This is a genomic window from Flavobacterium johnsoniae, from assembly GCF_030388325.1.
Taxonomy (GTDB): domain Bacteria; phylum Bacteroidota; class Bacteroidia; order Flavobacteriales; family Flavobacteriaceae; genus Flavobacterium; species Flavobacterium johnsoniae_C.
Map to the genome: position 1 here is coordinate 437,659 of NZ_CP103794.1, position 16,065 is coordinate 453,723.

Consider the following 16,065-nt stretch of genomic DNA (forward strand, 5'->3'; position numbering starts at 1 on the left):
AAAGTTAGTTGGTTAGATTTGGGGTTGAAAATAGTGTTTTAATATCAAGGATTAGTCGAAGAAACTTCAAGTACTTTTCCGTTAAAATATTTATTGCCATTAAGCGTAAAATCATAAATATATGTTGCCATTCCTTCAGCAGAAATTGGCGCTTGATAACCAGGAAAAGCTTCGTTTAACATTTCTGTCTGAACAGAACCTAATGCTAAAACATTAAATGAAATTCCTTTTTCCTTGTATTCCTCTGCCAATAATTCTGTCAAAGTAATTACGGCGCCTTTACTTGAGCTATAAGCTGTCAATCCTGCAAATTTTAAACTTCCGCGAACGCCACCAATAGAACTGATCGTAACTACGTGACTTCCCTTTTCTAAATATGGAATACAAATTCGGGTTAAATTTGCAACTGCAAAAACGTTTACTTTGTAAATACTTTCAAAATCTGCTTGAGTTGTTTCTGCAAAAGGTTTTAAAAGTAAAGCGCCAGCGTTATGAACGACTGCATCTACTTTTTTCCAAGTGGAAGAAAGAAACTGATTCACTTCTTGCAAAGCATTTTCATCTGCCAAGTCGATAGAAAGGCAAATAACATTTTGATGTTCTAATAAAGATTGTGGAATTTTTCTAGAAATAGCCAACACTTGATGGCCGGCTTCAGCAAATTTCAAAGCTAATTCATAACCAATTCCTCTGCTTGTTCCTGTAACGATAATATTTTTCATGCAACAAAAATAATCAAAATGCTTCTTATTTATTCATCGTTATTTCTTGAGTTGGCGAAACCGAAATTTTGGTAACGGCCGGCAATAATTCTTGAGTAAATGCCGTGATATGTGGAATATCCATTAATTTAAATTCGTCTGAAACATGATGATAAAAATCAAAATTTTCAAAATCAAAAGTACTTATCGATTGGCAAGGTTTTTTGAAAACATCGTAAAATGAATAGTTATCTGATCTGTAGAATAATTCGTATTCAGCCTCTTTTGGCAAAAACCCAATAGTATTTTTTCCTGTATATTCATTAATTTTTGATGCCATATTTGATTTATCAAAACCAGTTATATATGCTAGATAATCTCTTTTCATCGGCACTCCGATCATTTCGATATTTAATTGAGTATAAAGATTAAAATCTTGTTTTTTCAATTTCTGAACTAAACTTTTTGAGCCTAATAATCCTTTTTCTTCTCCAGCAAAAAAGGCAATTAATATACTGCGTTTATTCGCTTTAGTTTTAGCAAAATATTTAGCCATCGCCGCAACAGACGTTACGCCCGAAGCATCATCATTGGCACCATTATTAATTTTATCTGCTTGTTCTTTTTTCTCCATTCCGATATGATCGTAGTGCGCACTTAAAACAACAAATTCTTTTTTAAGTTCTGGATCTGTACCTTCTATAACTCCAACAATATTAAAAGCGGGAGTTTTAAAGTTTGTCAACGTATCTCGATAAGTTTTAAAATACGGTTTAATATTATTCTTTTTTAGAAAATCTTCTAAAAATACAGCAGCTTTTTCTATTCCTTTTGTTCCTGTTTCACGTCCTTCTAATTCATCTGAAGAAAGATATTTCAAGAAATCTGAGATTTCAGTTTCGCTTACTTTGTAATTAACTTCTATTATTTTCGAATCTGATTTAGAATCTTTTTCAGCCACATTTGTGGTGCTAGATTTACAAGCTATGAAAATGAAAGGAAGCAAAAAGTATAATTTTTTCATGGTTTTATATGAATTTAGGATTGATTTTGGGATAAAATTAATTTGAAAGCATAAACTTATGAAAACTAAAAGAATATTCATAAAAAAACCCTTCCAAACTAAAAGTCGAAAGGGTTTTCAAATCTATTGCAACCTAATTTTATCCAGCGATAACGGCTCTTGAAATTACGATTTTCTGAATTTCAGAAGTTCCTTCGTAAATCTGAGTAATTTTTGCATCACGCATTAAGCGCTCAACATGATATTCTTTTACATAACCATTTCCTCCGTGAATTTGAACTGCCTCTACAGCAGTGTCCATTGCCACTTGTGAAGCAAATAATTTTGCCATCGCGCCGCTCACGTCGTAATTTTTATGATTGTCTTTATCCCAAGCGGCTTTCATACATAAATGACGAGCGGCTTCGATATTAACCGCCATATCTGCCAATTTAAAAGCAATTGCCTGATGATTACAGATTTCAATTCCAAATGCTTTACGCTCTTTAGAATATTTTAAAGCCAATTCATAAGCTCCAGATGCAATTCCTAACGCTTGAGAAGCAATACCAATTCTACCTCCAGCAAGAGTTTTCATTGCAAATTTAAATCCAAAACCATCCTCACCAATTCTGTTTTCTTTTGGAACTTTCACATCAGAAAACATTAGAGAATGTGTATCAGAACCGCGAATTCCCATTTTTTGCTCTTTTGGACCAACAGAGAAACCTGGCATATCTTTCGTCATAATCAAAGCATTAATTCCTTTATGCTTCAATTCTGGATGAGTTTGAGCAATTACTAAATATACAGATGCTGTGTTTCCGTTTGTAATCCAGTTTTTGGTTCCATTAACTAAATAATGATCGCCCATATCAATTGCTGTTGTTTTTTGAGAAGTTGCGTCACTTCCTGCTTCAGGCTCACTTAAGCAAAAAGCTCCGTGAATTTCTCCAGAAGCCAAACCTGGTAAATATTTTTGTTTTTGTTCTTCAGTTCCATATTCTTGTAATCCCCAGCAAACTAGAGAATTATTCACAGACATTACTACTGAAGCAGAAGCATCAACTTTAGAAATTTCCTCCATAGCAATAACGTAAGAAATAGCATCAAGCCCGCTTCCTCCATATTTAGGATCAACCATCATACCCATAAATCCAAGTTCTCCCATTTTTTTAACTTGCTCTGTTGGAAATATTTGTTTTTCATCACGTTCAATAACTCCAGGCAATAATTCATTTTGAGCAAAATCTCTTGCTGCCTGCTGAATCATTAAATGTTCTTCGGTAAGATTAAAATCCATAATAATATACTTTAATTGTTTTGCAACTTAAATTCGAAAAGATTCGATTAAGCTGATGGTTTTTATGTTTTTTGTGTTTTTTTCAGTGCCATTTTTTTTTAAGCAAAGGCTTCCAAAGATACTTTTTAAAAGTGTAATTTACAATGCATGCATATAAAATTAATAGATCAGCAATGATTGCGATAACGTTTTCGTAATTATTTAGGTTTTCGAGTAAATCAGCATTAATTATGCAACAAATTTTCTAAAATTTAAGAATCATATTTATCAAATTAAAGCATACAAAATTTGATTAAGTTTTGTGAGCTTCAAGTTAAACAAGTCTTAAAATGCGTAATACTACGTAAAACAAGTCTTACTAATTTGATTATTAATGCAATAGAAAAATTAAATGTAAATTCAACAGAAAAAAAACATCCAAAAAATGACACAAATATTGATAAATTAACATTATTTTTGACCAAAAAATAAATAATTGACAGAACATGAAAAAGATTTTACTATTCCTCACACTCCTTTTAAGCTTACAATTTTCTACCGTTTCGGCACAAACTCAAATCGATGTTAATGGTGTAACTGTTCCTAGAAAAATAGAATTTCTGGGCAAAACTTTACAATTAAATGGTGCGGGCGGAAGATCTAAAATGTGGATGGAAGTTTACGTGCAAGCACTGTATTTATCTCAATTAACGCAAGATCCCCAATTTATTATAGACAGCGATACCGAAATGGCGATCCGAATTGAAATCACTTCTTCAATGGTTTCTTCTAACAAATTGACTAAAGCAATGAACACTGGTTTTGAAAAATCTGCTGGAGCACAATTAGAACAATTACGCCCGAGAATCGAGCAGTTAAAAAGCTATTTGAGTGATGCCATTACAGAAAAAGATGTATTCATTTTAGCTTACAATCCTTTGGATCAAAATGTTTATGTTAGCAAAAATGAAGTTCTAAAAGGAAAAATTCCTGGATTCGATTTCAAAAAAGCATTATTCGGAATCTGGCTTTCAGATAAACCAGTGGACGAAACTTTGAAAAAACATTTATTAGGGCAATAGTCTTAATTTTTAAATATACAAAAAGCCGTCCCGAAAAATTTCGGGACGGCTTTTCTTTTTTGTTTTATATATTTGATGCAAAATACATTATTCGCATTATTCTATTTTATACATTTACGCAAAATAAACATATCACAACAAAATGAAAGATTTATTACAACAATTTGAAAACAAGGCACCTGAAATTGTTTTTAATTGGAAAGATTCAGAAACAGAAGCCGAAGGGTGGACTGTAATTAATTCACTTCGCGGAGGAGCTGCTGGTGGAGGAACAAGAATGAGAAAAGGTTTAGACATGAACGAAGTTTTGTCTCTAGCAAAAACTATGGAAGTTAAATTCTCTGTTTCTGGTCCTGCAATTGGTGGCGCTAAATCTGGAATAAATTTTGATCCAAACGATCCTCGCAAAAAAGGTGTTTTACAACGTTGGTACAAAGCGGTTTCTCCTTTATTAAAAAGTTACTACGGAACTGGAGGAGATTTAAATGTTGATGAGATTCACGAAGTAATTCCAATGACAGAAGAATGTGGAGTTTGGCATCCTCAGGAAGGTGTTTTCAACGGACATTTTAAACCTACAGAAGCAGATAAAATCAATAGAATTGGACAATTGCGTCAAGGGGTAATTAAGGTTATTGAAAACCCGAAATTCTCGCCAGACGTTACAAGAAAATATACGGTTGCAGATATGATTACTGGTTTTGGTGTTGCAGAAGCAGTTCGTCATTTTTACGCAACTTACGGCGGAGAAATAAAAGGCAAAAAAGCAATCGTTCAAGGTTTTGGAAATGTAGGTTCTGCTGCTGCTTTTTACTTAGCTGAAATGGGCGCAAAAGTTATCGGAATTATTGATCGCGATGGCGGATTAATTAAAGAAGAAGGTTTTTCTTTTGAAGAAATTAAAACGTTGTTTTTAAATAAAGACGGAAATAAACTAGTTGCTGACAATATGATTCCGTTTGAAGAAATCAATGCTAAAATCTGGACAATTGGCGCTGAAATTTTCACGCCTTGTGCAGCTTCAAGATTGGTTACTCAAGCTCAAATCGACAGCTTAATTGCAAACGGATTAGAAGTAATCTCTTGTGGAGCGAATGTTCCTTTTGCTGATAAAGAAATTTTCTTTGGCTCCATTATGGAGCAAGTTGACCAAAAAGTAAGTTTGATTCCTGACTTTATCTCAAACTGCGGAATGGCAAGAGTTTTTGCTTATTTCATGGAGAAAAAAGTGCAAATGACAGACGAAGCTATTTTTAACGATACTTCAGAAATTATAAAAAATGCGATTATAAAAGCTCATGCTTTGAATTCGTCTAAAACAAATATTAGTGCAACAGCTTTTGAAATTGCATTGAAACAGTTAGTGTAACATATTTTGCACTTTAATATATAAACGAGCCAGATTTCTATTTGGCTCGTTTTTTTGTGCAGTAGATTTTTTAACGCAAAGCACGCTAAGTTATTCTTATTCAGAGCGCAAATAGCATCTAAATATTAAGTCCGCAAAGCTTTGTGCACATCTAGCTTTGCGAACTTCAATCGGAGATTTACTCAAATTTGAGACAAATAAAACTTTGCGTAAACCTTTGCGAACTTTGCGTTATAATTACAAACATTTTTTTAACGCAAAGCACGCTAAGATATTTTAATTCAAAGTGCAAGCAATATCTATATTAAGTTCGCAAAGCTTTGTCTAGATAAAGCTTTGCGAACTTTAAATCTCAAAGATTTACTCCAATTTGAGATAAACAAAACTTTGTGTTTCTTTGCGTAAATCTTAGCGTACTTTGCGTTATAATTAAAAAAAACTCTTAGCGTTATTCTCTCTTTTATTGTAAACAATTTTTACTACTTTTAAACGTTTTTAAAATAATACACTTCAAAATTTAGAATTTAGATGAGTTCCTCAATTTCTTCAGATCAAAAGAAATCATTGCTATTCACAACTGCTATTTATGCAGCAATAATTCTATTGCTGTTTTTTATACGTTTTTGGCCACCATATAACCCAGAAAACAATGTCGCTCTTGCTGATGGCGGCGGTGGCGGTGGCGGCGTGACAGTAAATTTTGGTGACAGCGATTTAGGTTCTGGCTCTAATTATAAAAGTGAAGTTCTGAATGTAAAAAACAATGTAAAACAAGTTCAGGCAAAAGCTGCTCCAGAAGAAGCAATTGTCACTCAGGAAAATTCAGTTGCTGATAAAACAGATGTTGTAATTCCGACAAAAGAAAAACCTAAAAAACCTGTTCCTGTTACAAAACCAGAGACCAAACCCGCTCCTGAAAAACCAAAAGTTTCAAATTCAACAAACGATGCTTTATCAAGTATTATGAAAGGTTCCAACAAAGGCGGTGACGGAGATGATAAAGTCGCAGGAAATAAAGGAAAATCTAACGGAAGTTTAAATTCTAACGGATATTATGGTTCTGGTGGCTCTGGCGGAGGAACCGGAGGAGGTAACGGAACCGGAAATGGTATTGGAACCGGAAGTGGTTACGGCGCTGGAAGCGGTGGCGGTTCTGGCGGAGGCTCAGGATATTCTTTGGGGAATAGAAAAGCATTATCTAAACCTGCACCGAAATATACTTGCAACGAAGAAGGAAAAGTAGTTGTTGAAGTAAGCGTCGATCAAAATGGAAAAACGATAAGTGCAACTCCAGGAATTAAAGGAACTACAAATACTGCAAAATGCTTATTAGATCAAGCAAGAATTGCGGCAATGAATACCAAATGGGAATCTGACAGTGATGCTCCAGCAAAACAAGTTGGGAAAATTATTTATAATTTTAGTTTGGATTAAAACACGAATTACACAGATTTAAACTAAATCTGCTACTATAGAAAAAGGCTTTCAGAAATCTGAAAGCCTTTTTCTATTTTGTTTCGACTCGCTCACTTCGCCTAATTTGTCATTTCGACGAAGGAGAAATCTCCGCGAGAAGCGCTACAAAGATTGGATTTTCGTTGCGGATTTACTTGCGGAGATTTCTCCTTCGTCGAAATGACAAGATTGTGCCACATTCCTTAATGTGATTGCTTCGTTCCTCGCAATGACTACTTCGGACTTGTTGCAATTACAAACTTCAGATTGTTCCTTACTCCTATTTGTAAAACATCTACTAAATCCTGAACTTGCAGGTTAAATGGAATTCGAACGACAACGGTTTGCTCTTTATCTGTTCCTATTTTAGACATTAAACTAGTTTCTAGGTTTTCAAAATCAACTTGTTCTTTGTCAATGTAGAACTTTTTATCTTCTGTAACCGATAAACTAATTAATTGTTTATTGGTCTTTTCATTAGATTTTGCTTTTGGAAGCGTCATTTTGATCACATTCGGGTTTGCCAGCGTTGAGATAATTAAGAAAAACAACAACAGGAAGAACATAATGTCGCTCAAAGATGAAGTCGCTACTTCAGCATGAAATCTTCTTTTTCTTTTAATAGACATACCTTATGCTCTTTGAATTATGTTGACAAACTCTAAAATCTGTTTCTGAATTTTTAAGGCAAAATCATCAATTTTTCCGTTTAATAAATGGTATGCAGAATACGCAATAATACCAACAATTAACCCAGAACCTGAACTAATCATTTTTTCATATAAACCTCCAGAAATGTTTCCGATACTAATATTTTCTGTAACCGAAATACTGTAGAAAATTTTGATAACCCCAGAAATCGTTCCAATGAAACCAAGAGTTGGCGCAATACCTGCAATAAGTCCAAGATGACCTAAACGTCTTTCCATTTCGCCAATTTCGATATCGGCAGCACGGTCCATATTAGATTCAATTTCAGCGATTGGTCTTCCGATAACTAAAACTCCTTCTTTCAAAATATTTCCAGCGGCAGTATTATTTCTTTCAACAATTGTTCTTGCCAATTCAATATTTCCAGAATGCAATTTATCACCAACATCTTGCATTAATCTACCATCAATTTTAGATGCTCGGCTGATGTACATATAACGTTCAAAAATCACATAAATAGTATAAAACAATAAAATCGCGATCGGAATTAAGAAAACTCCCCCTTTCATTATAAACCCAAACATTGAAATTTCGTTTTCTGGTGCAATCTTTTCGATCACTACATTTGAAGCATTTGCGATTGTATCTGTTTGTAATTGAATAAAACTAAACATATATTAATTCTGGTTTTTAATAATTAATTCTAAAAAATATTTGAAATTTGCAATAAAGATAATTTTCGCTGTAATATTAAACTACAAAAATCGAAATTTATTTCAATCAACAACTATTTTATCCAAATAAATGAACTATCAAGAGACTACGGAATGGATGTTTAATCAACTTCCAATGTACCAATTGCAGGGAGCTTCAGCTTATAAAGAAGATTTAACGAATATCAAAATATTAACAAAGCATCTAGGCAATCCTCAAAATAAATTGAGATGCATTCATGTGGCTGGCACAAACGGAAAAGGTTCTACTTCGCATATGTTATCTTCGGTTCTTCAAGAAGCAGGCTACAAAGTCGGTTTGTATACTTCTCCGCATTTAAAAGATTTTAGAGAAAGAATCAAAATAAACGGTCAAGAAATCTCAGAAGAGTTTGTTATTGAATTCGTTGCAAAACATAAATCTTTTTTTGAAGATAATGATATGAGTTTCTTCGAAATGACTGTTGGTTTGGCTTTTGATTATTTCGCAACTGAAAAAACTGATATTGCGATTATTGAAGTTGGTCTTGGCGGAAGACTCGACGCAACAAATATTATAATGCCTTTGGTTTCGGTAATTACCAATATTGGTTTAGATCATACGCAGTTTTTAGGAAATACTTTAGAAGCAATTGCGGGTGAAAAAGCGGGAATTATAAAACCAAATGTTCCTGTTGTTATTGGTGAATATACCGATGAAACAAAACCAGTCTTTTTGGCTAAAGCCAAAGAAAACGCACCGATTTATTGGGCTTCAGATTTAATTGATCAAATTTATTTATCGGATTTAATTGGAGATTATCAGTTTCACAATAAAAAAACGGTTCAGCAGACGATTTCAATTTTGAATAATGAAACCGATTTTAAAATTTCGACCGAACAATTAAAAGAAGGTTTGCTGCATGTTGTAAAAAACACTGGTTTGCAAGGCAGATGGCAGCAATTGGGAGAAAACCCGAAAATAATCTGCGACACGGCACACAACAAACACGGATTAACGGTTGTAATGAATCAGCTGAAAAATGAGAAATACGAGAAACTGCATATTGTTTTTGGTGTTGTAAATGACAAAGATTTAGATTCTATATTGCCACTTTTCCCAAAAGAAGCACAATATTATTTCTGTCATCCCAATTCGTCGCGAGCTTTACCTGCCGAAACTTTAAAAAATGAAGCAGAAAAATTCAATTTAATAGGAGAAAAATATGACTCTGTAGAAATCGCTTTCGCGGAAGCAAAGAAAAACGCCTCAGAAAATGATTTTATTTATGTTGGCGGAAGCACTTTTGTTGTTGCCGAATTGCCTTTGAACTGAAATATACTTTTGATTTAGAAAAAACTTCAAAAAAATCATTTTAATAACAAATTCATAAACAAGTAGATATAATTTATTTTTAAAAAAGTTTTATTTTTTATTCAAAATTCTTTGCAGAACTCAAAAACTAGCGTATATTTGCACTCGCAATCACAAACGATAGCAACCTAGTAAAATAGGGCGATTAGCTCAGCTGGTTCAGAGCACCTCGTTTACACCGAGGGGGTCGGGGGTTCGAACCCCTCATCGCCCACAGAAAACTCCTTAAGAAATTAAGGAGTTTTTTTTATGCCTTTTTTAAAAATTGCTTTCTAAATCAAAAATTCAAAATCATGAGCGAATTAATCGGATTTAATGTTAGAGTTTATGCCTTTTGTATAAATGAAAATAAAATTCTTGCACTACATGAAAAATATGCAGGAACACAAATATGCAAATTACCAGGAGGCGGACTTGAATTTGGAGAAGGCACTATTGAATGTCTTCATCGAGAATTTGAAGAGGAATTAAACTTGAAAATCGAAATATTAGAGCATCATTATACACAAGAAGATTTCATTGAATCTCGCATAAAAGACAATAAACAGATTCTTAATATTTATTACACAGTCAAAATTCTTAATCTGGAAGATTTACACGTTCAAATTCCTGGATTGGAAAAATTAGAATGGATAAATATCGATTCAGAGAATCCGTTTGTTCTAAAAGCTGATATAATTGCATTTGAGAAATTACGAAAGAAAATCATCTAAGTATTTTAAGACTAGACAAATCGCTTAAATTATAAGGAAATTTGTTTAACGCCATATTCTTCCTGAAATTAATTTAACACAACCTATCATTATCAATCATTACTTTGTAATTTCTCGCATACTTTTTCGAGAAGTTGCTTAATCTGTTTAAAATATTTCATTTTATCATCAATCTCTTTTATTTTTGCCTGAAAAAGCTCAAGTGTCTCTGGTTTCGAATCAGTACTTTCGAACCAAGTTGTCAATATTTTTTTTATTTCTGCTAAAGTAAATCCAACTTCTCTTGCTTCTATAATGATTTCTAAACGCTCAATAGTATTACTATCATAGTGTTTATAATTATTAGATTTTACTTTTTCATCAGTCAATCCCTTAATCATTCCTAAATTTTCGTAATATCTAATTGTATGAATTGACAATCCTGTCTTTTTTGATAATTCGTTTACCAGCATAACTTTTTTTTTAAACAACCAATAAAGTATAGAGTATAGTATATACTTTGTTGTTACAAACATACTAATTGTTTTGCTTTAAACACAAAAGAAGAAGAGATTTAGCAATTTCAACAAAAAAAAAAGACTTCAGAAAAAATTACAAAAAATTATCCATTAAAAAAGCTTCAAATTTCTTTGAAGCTTTTTGTTTCTTGATTTAAAGGAATAATTCCATATTTAACCTAGAAGTATTCATGATTTAAGATTTAGTTTTACTTTTTTTTCAATCTTTTAATATTCAGATAATTTCTAAATGGCACATCATAAAGAACCATTACCAAATATGCAAAGCCAACAAGCAAAAACACAGAAGCTACGACAATGAAAGTCAATTGCATTGTATCTGGTTTATAATTGGTATAATAATTTCCAAACATCCATAAAACAGCGTAATGCGTCATGTATAAAGGATAAGATATTTTTCCAGACAATACACAAGCCTTTTTCAATTCAGGTTTTAGCACAGCTCCAGCTCCTAGCGAAATTAATAACGGAAAATAAAACAACACTATCAAAGGTTCTGCTATCCAATTCCATTTCGAAAACGGCATAAAAAAGGCTAACAACAATAAAATGATAAGTTCTGCAAAACCAAACCTATTTTTTATGATCCAACTAGATCTATAAATAAGCAATCCTGCCAAAAAAGAATATGATATTCTAGCACATCCATCCCAAAAAGTTGGCCCGCTCCAGCCTCCTAATAAATTACCTGAATTATATCCAACATAACAAATAGCTACCGCAGATAACATTGTTAATAGCAATAAAAAACTTTTTCCGATTCTATAAAGAAAAAATGCATAAACGACATTGGCAATATATTCCCAAAAAAGTGACCAAGCCGGTGCATTAAAACTAAACAGATTAAATCCACGATCAGCGATTACTGGGAACGGAATAAGAAATAGCGAACAGATAAATGTCAAAATGATTTTTCCTGTACTATATAATTCTAAATGTCCCCCGAATGGATCAAATAAAAAAGCTAGTAATCCTAATATAGATCCCGCTATGACCAAAGGATGTAATCTTATAACTCTTGAGATGAAGAAGTTACGAAGTCCCATTTTTTCGATACGGTCATCGTAAGCATATCCAATTACAAACCCCGAAAGACAAAAGAAAAAATCGACAGCCAGAAATCCGTGTCCAATAAAATTTTGACTTGGATCGGTAAAAATCCATTCCATAAAATGAAATACGACAACAGCAAAAGCTGCAATTCCTCTTAATCCATCTAAAATTTCAAAATGTTGTTTTGTTTCAAGAACTGCTGTAGTTGGCTGGCTTGTATCCATTAGTTTATATTATAAAAATAAGGTGATTTGGTAACGTTGCAAGTTCTACAAATAAATATTCAAATCAAAATCAGATCTATTCAATTCAACTGTTAAATTGTTTAAAGTTTCACATTTAAATAACTTTTTTCACTTTTTCATTCAACATCATTTTTATAAGTTTGCTAAAATCCAAATTTAAATATGCACGTAGCAGGTTGTCTTTCACCACCAGAAAATTAATACTATTTCATTTAGTATTGACACTTGACTGAATCTTCAGTCCAATTTCTCGTGTCTTTACCTCAATCAACATTATTAATATTCAAAATTATATCCTCAAAAAGGATAGACAACTTCTTATGAAAAAATCTTATTTGATACTGCATATTGCAGTTTTACTTGCTGGTTTTACTGGCGTTTTCGGAAAACTCATTTCTCTTAACGAAATTACTCTTGTTTGGTACAGAGTCCTGTTTTCTTCAATTATTCTTTTTTTTATTTTAAAGTTTTCAGGAAAAAGCCGTATCTCTTGAATACTAAGCTTTTATAAGGATAATCAAAAAAGTCAGGTAACGATTTGGTAACGGTGCTTATTGCTTTGCTTTTCAACGTGTTTCCGTTTGCTCATAGCAAATATAAATATTTTTATGTGTATTTCGCAACATCTAAAAACCTAATTGTTTTTATCAACGTCAGTTCGTAAACGAACTGACGCTGTATATCTGATAGAAGTACTGTTATTTGATTTTTTTTTTTGCTCTATTTCAATTTAATTCTTTTCGCAACAGGGTCGTATTCGTAATTCACAATATTTTCATTTAAAATCAATTGAATTGTTTCTTCTATTATGACAAATGGAACTACAAACCATTCTCTAGGATTCAGCCTTTGACCTTTTTCATTAAATAAGTCAATGTCTAAACAAGCATTGGCGAAAAATCTATGTAGAAGACTTTCTAATTTATCGGCATTTCTGTTATACACTTTATATGTCGCAACTTTTTGAACGTCTGCAAATAAATATGTCGCTTCGTATCGAGCATTTTTTATTCTTTCATCTACTGAACTACTTGCAAATCCAACTTTATACAAGTCTTTAATATTTGCTATTTGTGAGTTGGTTGATTTTGATTTCAATACATAAATCCAACCTGAATGAATATCTTCTTCCTTTACAAGTCCTGTATTGACAAACAAGTCTTGTTCAATTTTTTCATAAGTATTAGTAATAAGTTTTCCATTTTTTTGGATTTGTTTACCTAACGAACGATAAAGCATATTACTGAATGTCCCATTTTCAAAAATTGTTCTTGTGCGTCCTTCAGTTCGCACTCTGTTTCCTGAAACTAATTCTTTTTCTGCTGTCTCCAAATTCGCAGACTCCAAGTACAGAAGGATGCCATCCATTAAATAAAAGTCTCCTACGTGTAGGTTTTTTTCAATATTTGTAAAAGGCAAAATTTTTCTTCTTCCCTCTTTAATTTCTTTATGAACTTTTTGAAACATTGCTTCATATTTCTCAAACTCTTTTTCTTTAATAGGCTTCCTTTGCGCAACAAAATCAGCATCCGCTCTATCTTCTGGTTTTGGAGTATGTTTGAATTTAAAAATATCTAAATCTTTATCCGAATCTAACAAGCCCAACTCATCCTCTTCATTAAAAATATCTTCTATTGTTTGCCCTTCCATTTCAACATAACCTAAGAGGTTATTCCTGTCAAAAGGTTTTAAGATTTTCTTTTGCGCTTCGTTTTCTCTAAAGTTTTTCAATTTTGCCAACAAGCCATATTCCGACATACTTGATTTATTTGGTTCTCTTTGGTTCTTATCAAAAAAAATGTTTATTTCTTCAAAGGAATCAATCAGTCTTTCTTCATCTGTTTTTACAGTCGAAGTTTTGAGTTTTGAATCTAATAATCCAAAGTCGTCATCATCAAAAATATCTTCTATTGTTAGTTTTTTCTTAGCCATTTGCAAGTGCTTTTTTTCGTTTCAACTCTCTTAAAAATACTAATGCTTCTGCCATTCTTTTTTCTTTATGGTCAAATGCTTGAATGTTGGGCTGTTCTCCATTGTTGTTTTTTACCCATTCTTTGATTTTTGGCCATAACAAAATCGCTTCATCCTCGGTCATTTCAAACTTGGTAGATTGAATATGCTCGTCAATTAGTCTTAAAACTTGCGTTGTTACCGATTTTGATAATATCTCAAATGCTTTTTGAAAAGGATTTATTTGATCTATCAAGTCTATATGAATATCATCGATATTTACAAAACTACCTGCCATTCTAATAAATTTCTTATCGCCTTGTTCCTCAATAGTGCTGTTTTTTATTACTGAATCAACCACTACATATTGCCTAACTGCTTCAACATCTTCATCACTTAAATCAGGATAGATTTCTCGTATGATTTTTGGAATTAGAACAGTATTAATAACTTCTGGCTCAACATTACCTGGCATTGCTTTAAGCATTTGAGGATCTTGCAATAACTTTGCCTTCAAATCATTTATGTCCGTATCAATGATGTCTTTGGCTCGTTGAGAAGTTGGAAGTTTAAATCCTCTTATTTTAATAGTGGTTTCATCATCCGTATCGTCGTCTTCATCATCTTCATCCTTTTTTAGTTTAAATTTGAAGTTTGGTGCTAATACTTGTTCCATTAATAAAGATGCTGTAATAGCTTTCAACATATTGTTTACAGATAATTTCACATCCTCATTTTCTGCATCAGGTTGAGCAATTAGGTTGGTAAATTGAGCGTGTGATTTATTGTTGCTGTCTCTCGTAGCCCTGCCAATAATCTGAATAATCTCTGTCAACGAGCCTCTGTAGCCTATTGTTAAAGCGTGTTGACAATAAGGCCAATCAAAGCCTTCTTTTGCCATTCCTAAAGCAATAATAATATCAATATCATCTGCCGATTTTACTTCACGTAAATATCCACTTATTTTATCCCTTGATTTTGGATTATCTTGAACTAAGTCAGCAACTTTTAAAATCTTACCTGTTTTGTGACTTTTTATGTGTATAACTCCTGTGGTTTCATCTTGATATTCTATTGTTCCTAAAACATCAATAATATGGTCAACTTCATCGTGTTTAAGCTTTGAAGATTCAGCAGAGTTTACACTTGGAATATGAATAATTGTTTTTTGATTCTCATCTAATATTTCTGCCAAAGCAGAAATTCCTGTCTCAATATTCTTCTTAAAATACTTTCCTGTGTAAAAATGATATCCAATACCCAATGATTTTAAAAATTCATAACCATTTAATTGTTGGTAGTAGGTATAAGTTACTTTAGTAAATTTTGCTTCCTCTTCTGGCATTAAAACAGGAACATTATCTCCTCTAAAATAGGAACCTGTCATAGCTACAATATGAGCAGTCGAATTAGCCATAATGCTTTTTAAAACCTGTCCTAAAATATTGTCACCTTCTGCTGACACGTGATGAAATTCATCAATAGTGACCAAAGTGTCATCTAATTTTTTTACGTCTAAACCATCGAAGGCAAAACGCAACGTAGCGTGTGTGCAAATCAATATTTGTTCTTCAGAATCTAAAAAGTTTAAGAAAGCTGTTACCTTACTTTTTTCTTCTCCCGGTGTACAGAGATTGTATTTTGGATTTGGATTCCAATCGGCAAAAAAGCCATATTTTTTTAGTTCTGTTGTGCCAAAAGATGCTCCAATAGACTTTTCAGGAACTGCAACAATTACTTTTTTTATGCCTTGATGTTGTAATTTATCTAAAGCAATAAACATTAAAGCTCTAGATTTGCCTGAAGCGGGAGGCGCTTTTAGCAATAAATATTGTGCAGTTCTACCTTCATACGCTTTCTCCTGCATCTCTCGCATTCCAAACGCATTGGTACTTTTACTTTTTCCTGTCTGGTCGTATGTTACGTGTACTAAATTTGGCATTGGTTATTTCTTTATTTTTTTGATAGTCGTCTAT

The 16,065-nt window shown here is 32.6% G+C and carries 14 protein-coding genes and 1 tRNA gene; 6 read left to right on the top strand and 9 right to left on the bottom strand.

Annotation, left to right across the window (positions count from 1 at the left end):
- Positions 1-44 precede the first annotated feature (44 nt).
- The 3 genes from NYQ10_RS02125 to NYQ10_RS02135 form a co-directional block, all read right to left on the bottom strand.
- Positions 45-722: an SDR family NAD(P)-dependent oxidoreductase gene (locus NYQ10_RS02125; RefSeq protein ID WP_289878701.1), complete on the bottom strand. Its 678-nt coding sequence runs from the start codon at positions 720-722 to the stop codon at positions 45-47.
- Positions 723-747: 25 nt separating this feature from the next.
- Positions 748-1,725 carry a M28 family peptidase gene (locus NYQ10_RS02130; RefSeq protein WP_289878702.1) on the bottom strand — a complete coding sequence of 326 codons (978 nt, stop codon included), beginning with the start codon at positions 1,723-1,725 and terminating at the stop codon, positions 748-750.
- A 139-nt stretch (positions 1,726-1,864) separates the two neighbouring features.
- Positions 1,865-3,007, bottom strand: coding sequence for an acyl-CoA dehydrogenase (locus NYQ10_RS02135; protein WP_289878703.1), 1,143 nt, complete (start codon positions 3,005-3,007; stop codon positions 1,865-1,867).
- 485 nt (positions 3,008-3,492) lie between these two features.
- Here NYQ10_RS02135 and NYQ10_RS02140 point away from each other — a divergent pair, with 485 nt between their 5' ends.
- From NYQ10_RS02140 to NYQ10_RS02150, 3 genes are all read left to right on the top strand, one after another.
- Positions 3,493-4,068 (top strand): chalcone isomerase family protein, encoded by a 576-nt coding sequence (locus NYQ10_RS02140; RefSeq protein ID WP_276172009.1) that lies wholly within the window; start codon positions 3,493-3,495, stop codon positions 4,066-4,068.
- Positions 4,069-4,210: 142 nt separating this feature from the next.
- A complete protein-coding gene (locus NYQ10_RS02145; RefSeq protein WP_289878704.1) occupies positions 4,211-5,437 on the top strand; it encodes a Glu/Leu/Phe/Val dehydrogenase dimerization domain-containing protein in 1,227 nt (408 codons plus the stop codon).
- Positions 5,438-5,965: 528 nt separating this feature from the next.
- Positions 5,966-6,871, top strand: a complete 906-nt coding sequence (locus tag NYQ10_RS02150) for an energy transducer TonB (protein WP_289878705.1) — start codon at positions 5,966-5,968, stop codon at positions 6,869-6,871.
- Positions 6,872-7,125: 254 nt separating this feature from the next.
- Here the strand turns inward: NYQ10_RS02150 and NYQ10_RS02155 are convergent, their stop codons facing one another.
- Both NYQ10_RS02155 and NYQ10_RS02160 read right to left on the bottom strand, forming a co-directional pair.
- A complete protein-coding gene (locus tag NYQ10_RS02155; RefSeq protein ID WP_229355061.1) occupies positions 7,126-7,521 on the bottom strand; it encodes an ExbD/TolR family protein in 396 nt (131 codons plus the stop codon).
- Positions 7,522-7,524: 3 nt separating this feature from the next.
- A complete protein-coding gene (locus NYQ10_RS02160; RefSeq protein WP_276172006.1) occupies positions 7,525-8,217 on the bottom strand; it encodes a MotA/TolQ/ExbB proton channel family protein in 693 nt (230 codons plus the stop codon).
- A gap of 130 nt (positions 8,218-8,347) precedes the next feature.
- Between NYQ10_RS02160 and NYQ10_RS02165 the strand changes: the two genes are divergently transcribed.
- The 3 genes from NYQ10_RS02165 (at position 8,348) to NYQ10_RS02175 (ending at position 10,323) form a co-directional block, all read left to right on the top strand.
- Positions 8,348-9,571: a bifunctional folylpolyglutamate synthase/dihydrofolate synthase gene (locus NYQ10_RS02165; RefSeq protein WP_289878706.1), complete on the top strand. Its 1,224-nt coding sequence runs from the start codon at positions 8,348-8,350 to the stop codon at positions 9,569-9,571.
- A 178-nt stretch (positions 9,572-9,749) separates the two neighbouring features.
- A tRNA-Val gene (locus NYQ10_RS02170) sits at positions 9,750-9,824 on the top strand.
- A 79-nt stretch (positions 9,825-9,903) separates the two neighbouring features.
- Entirely contained in the window at positions 9,904-10,323 is a 420-nt protein-coding gene (locus NYQ10_RS02175; RefSeq protein WP_289878707.1) for an NUDIX domain-containing protein, read from the top strand.
- A gap of 92 nt (positions 10,324-10,415) precedes the next feature.
- Here the strand turns inward: NYQ10_RS02175 and NYQ10_RS02180 are convergent, their stop codons facing one another.
- From NYQ10_RS02180 to NYQ10_RS02195, 4 genes are all read right to left on the bottom strand, one after another.
- Positions 10,416-10,775: a MerR family transcriptional regulator gene (locus NYQ10_RS02180; RefSeq protein ID WP_289878708.1), complete on the bottom strand. Its 360-nt coding sequence runs from the start codon at positions 10,773-10,775 to the stop codon at positions 10,416-10,418.
- Positions 10,776-11,029: 254 nt separating this feature from the next.
- Positions 11,030-12,118, bottom strand: coding sequence for an acyltransferase family protein (locus tag NYQ10_RS02185; RefSeq protein ID WP_289878709.1), 1,089 nt, complete (start codon positions 12,116-12,118; stop codon positions 11,030-11,032).
- 741 nt (positions 12,119-12,859) lie between these two features.
- A complete protein-coding gene (locus NYQ10_RS02190; protein ID WP_289878710.1) occupies positions 12,860-14,071 on the bottom strand; it encodes a GIY-YIG nuclease family protein in 1,212 nt (403 codons plus the stop codon).
- Positions 14,064-16,031, bottom strand: coding sequence for a DEAD/DEAH box helicase (locus tag NYQ10_RS02195; protein WP_289878711.1), 1,968 nt, complete (start codon positions 16,029-16,031; stop codon positions 14,064-14,066). The genes NYQ10_RS02190 and NYQ10_RS02195 overlap by 8 nt, the downstream gene beginning before the upstream one ends.
- Positions 16,032-16,065: the final 34 nt, after the last annotated feature.

Excerpts from the sequence above, each read along its gene's own strand:
- NYQ10_RS02150 (WP_289878705.1), top strand. The coding sequence starts at position 5,966 with ATGAGTTCCTCAATTTCTTCAGATCAAAAGAAATCATTGCTATTCACA.
- NYQ10_RS02175 (WP_289878707.1), top strand. The coding sequence starts at position 9,904 with ATGAGCGAATTAATCGGATTTAATGTTAGAGTTTATGCCTTTTGTATA.
- NYQ10_RS02135 (WP_289878703.1), bottom strand. The coding sequence starts at position 3,007 with ATGGATTTTAATCTTACCGAAGAACATTTAATGATTCAGCAGGCAGCA.
- NYQ10_RS02160 (WP_276172006.1), bottom strand. The coding sequence starts at position 8,217 with ATGTTTAGTTTTATTCAATTACAAACAGATACAATCGCAAATGCTTCA.
- NYQ10_RS02165 (WP_289878706.1), top strand. The coding sequence starts at position 8,348 with ATGAACTATCAAGAGACTACGGAATGGATGTTTAATCAACTTCCAATG.
- NYQ10_RS02180 (WP_289878708.1), bottom strand. The coding sequence starts at position 10,775 with ATGCTGGTAAACGAATTATCAAAAAAGACAGGATTGTCAATTCATACA.
- NYQ10_RS02130 (WP_289878702.1), bottom strand. The coding sequence starts at position 1,725 with ATGAAAAAATTATACTTTTTGCTTCCTTTCATTTTCATAGCTTGTAAA.
- NYQ10_RS02145 (WP_289878704.1), top strand. The coding sequence starts at position 4,211 with ATGAAAGATTTATTACAACAATTTGAAAACAAGGCACCTGAAATTGTT.
- NYQ10_RS02190 (WP_289878710.1), bottom strand. The coding sequence starts at position 14,071 with ATGGCTAAGAAAAAACTAACAATAGAAGATATTTTTGATGATGACGAC.
- NYQ10_RS02125 (WP_289878701.1), bottom strand. The coding sequence starts at position 722 with ATGAAAAATATTATCGTTACAGGAACAAGCAGAGGAATTGGTTATGAA.
- NYQ10_RS02140 (WP_276172009.1), top strand. The coding sequence starts at position 3,493 with ATGAAAAAGATTTTACTATTCCTCACACTCCTTTTAAGCTTACAATTT.
- NYQ10_RS02155 (WP_229355061.1), bottom strand. The coding sequence starts at position 7,521 with ATGTCTATTAAAAGAAAAAGAAGATTTCATGCTGAAGTAGCGACTTCA.
- NYQ10_RS02195 (WP_289878711.1), bottom strand. The coding sequence starts at position 16,031 with ATGCCAAATTTAGTACACGTAACATACGACCAGACAGGAAAAAGTAAA.
- NYQ10_RS02185 (WP_289878709.1), bottom strand. The coding sequence starts at position 12,118 with ATGGATACAAGCCAGCCAACTACAGCAGTTCTTGAAACAAAACAACAT.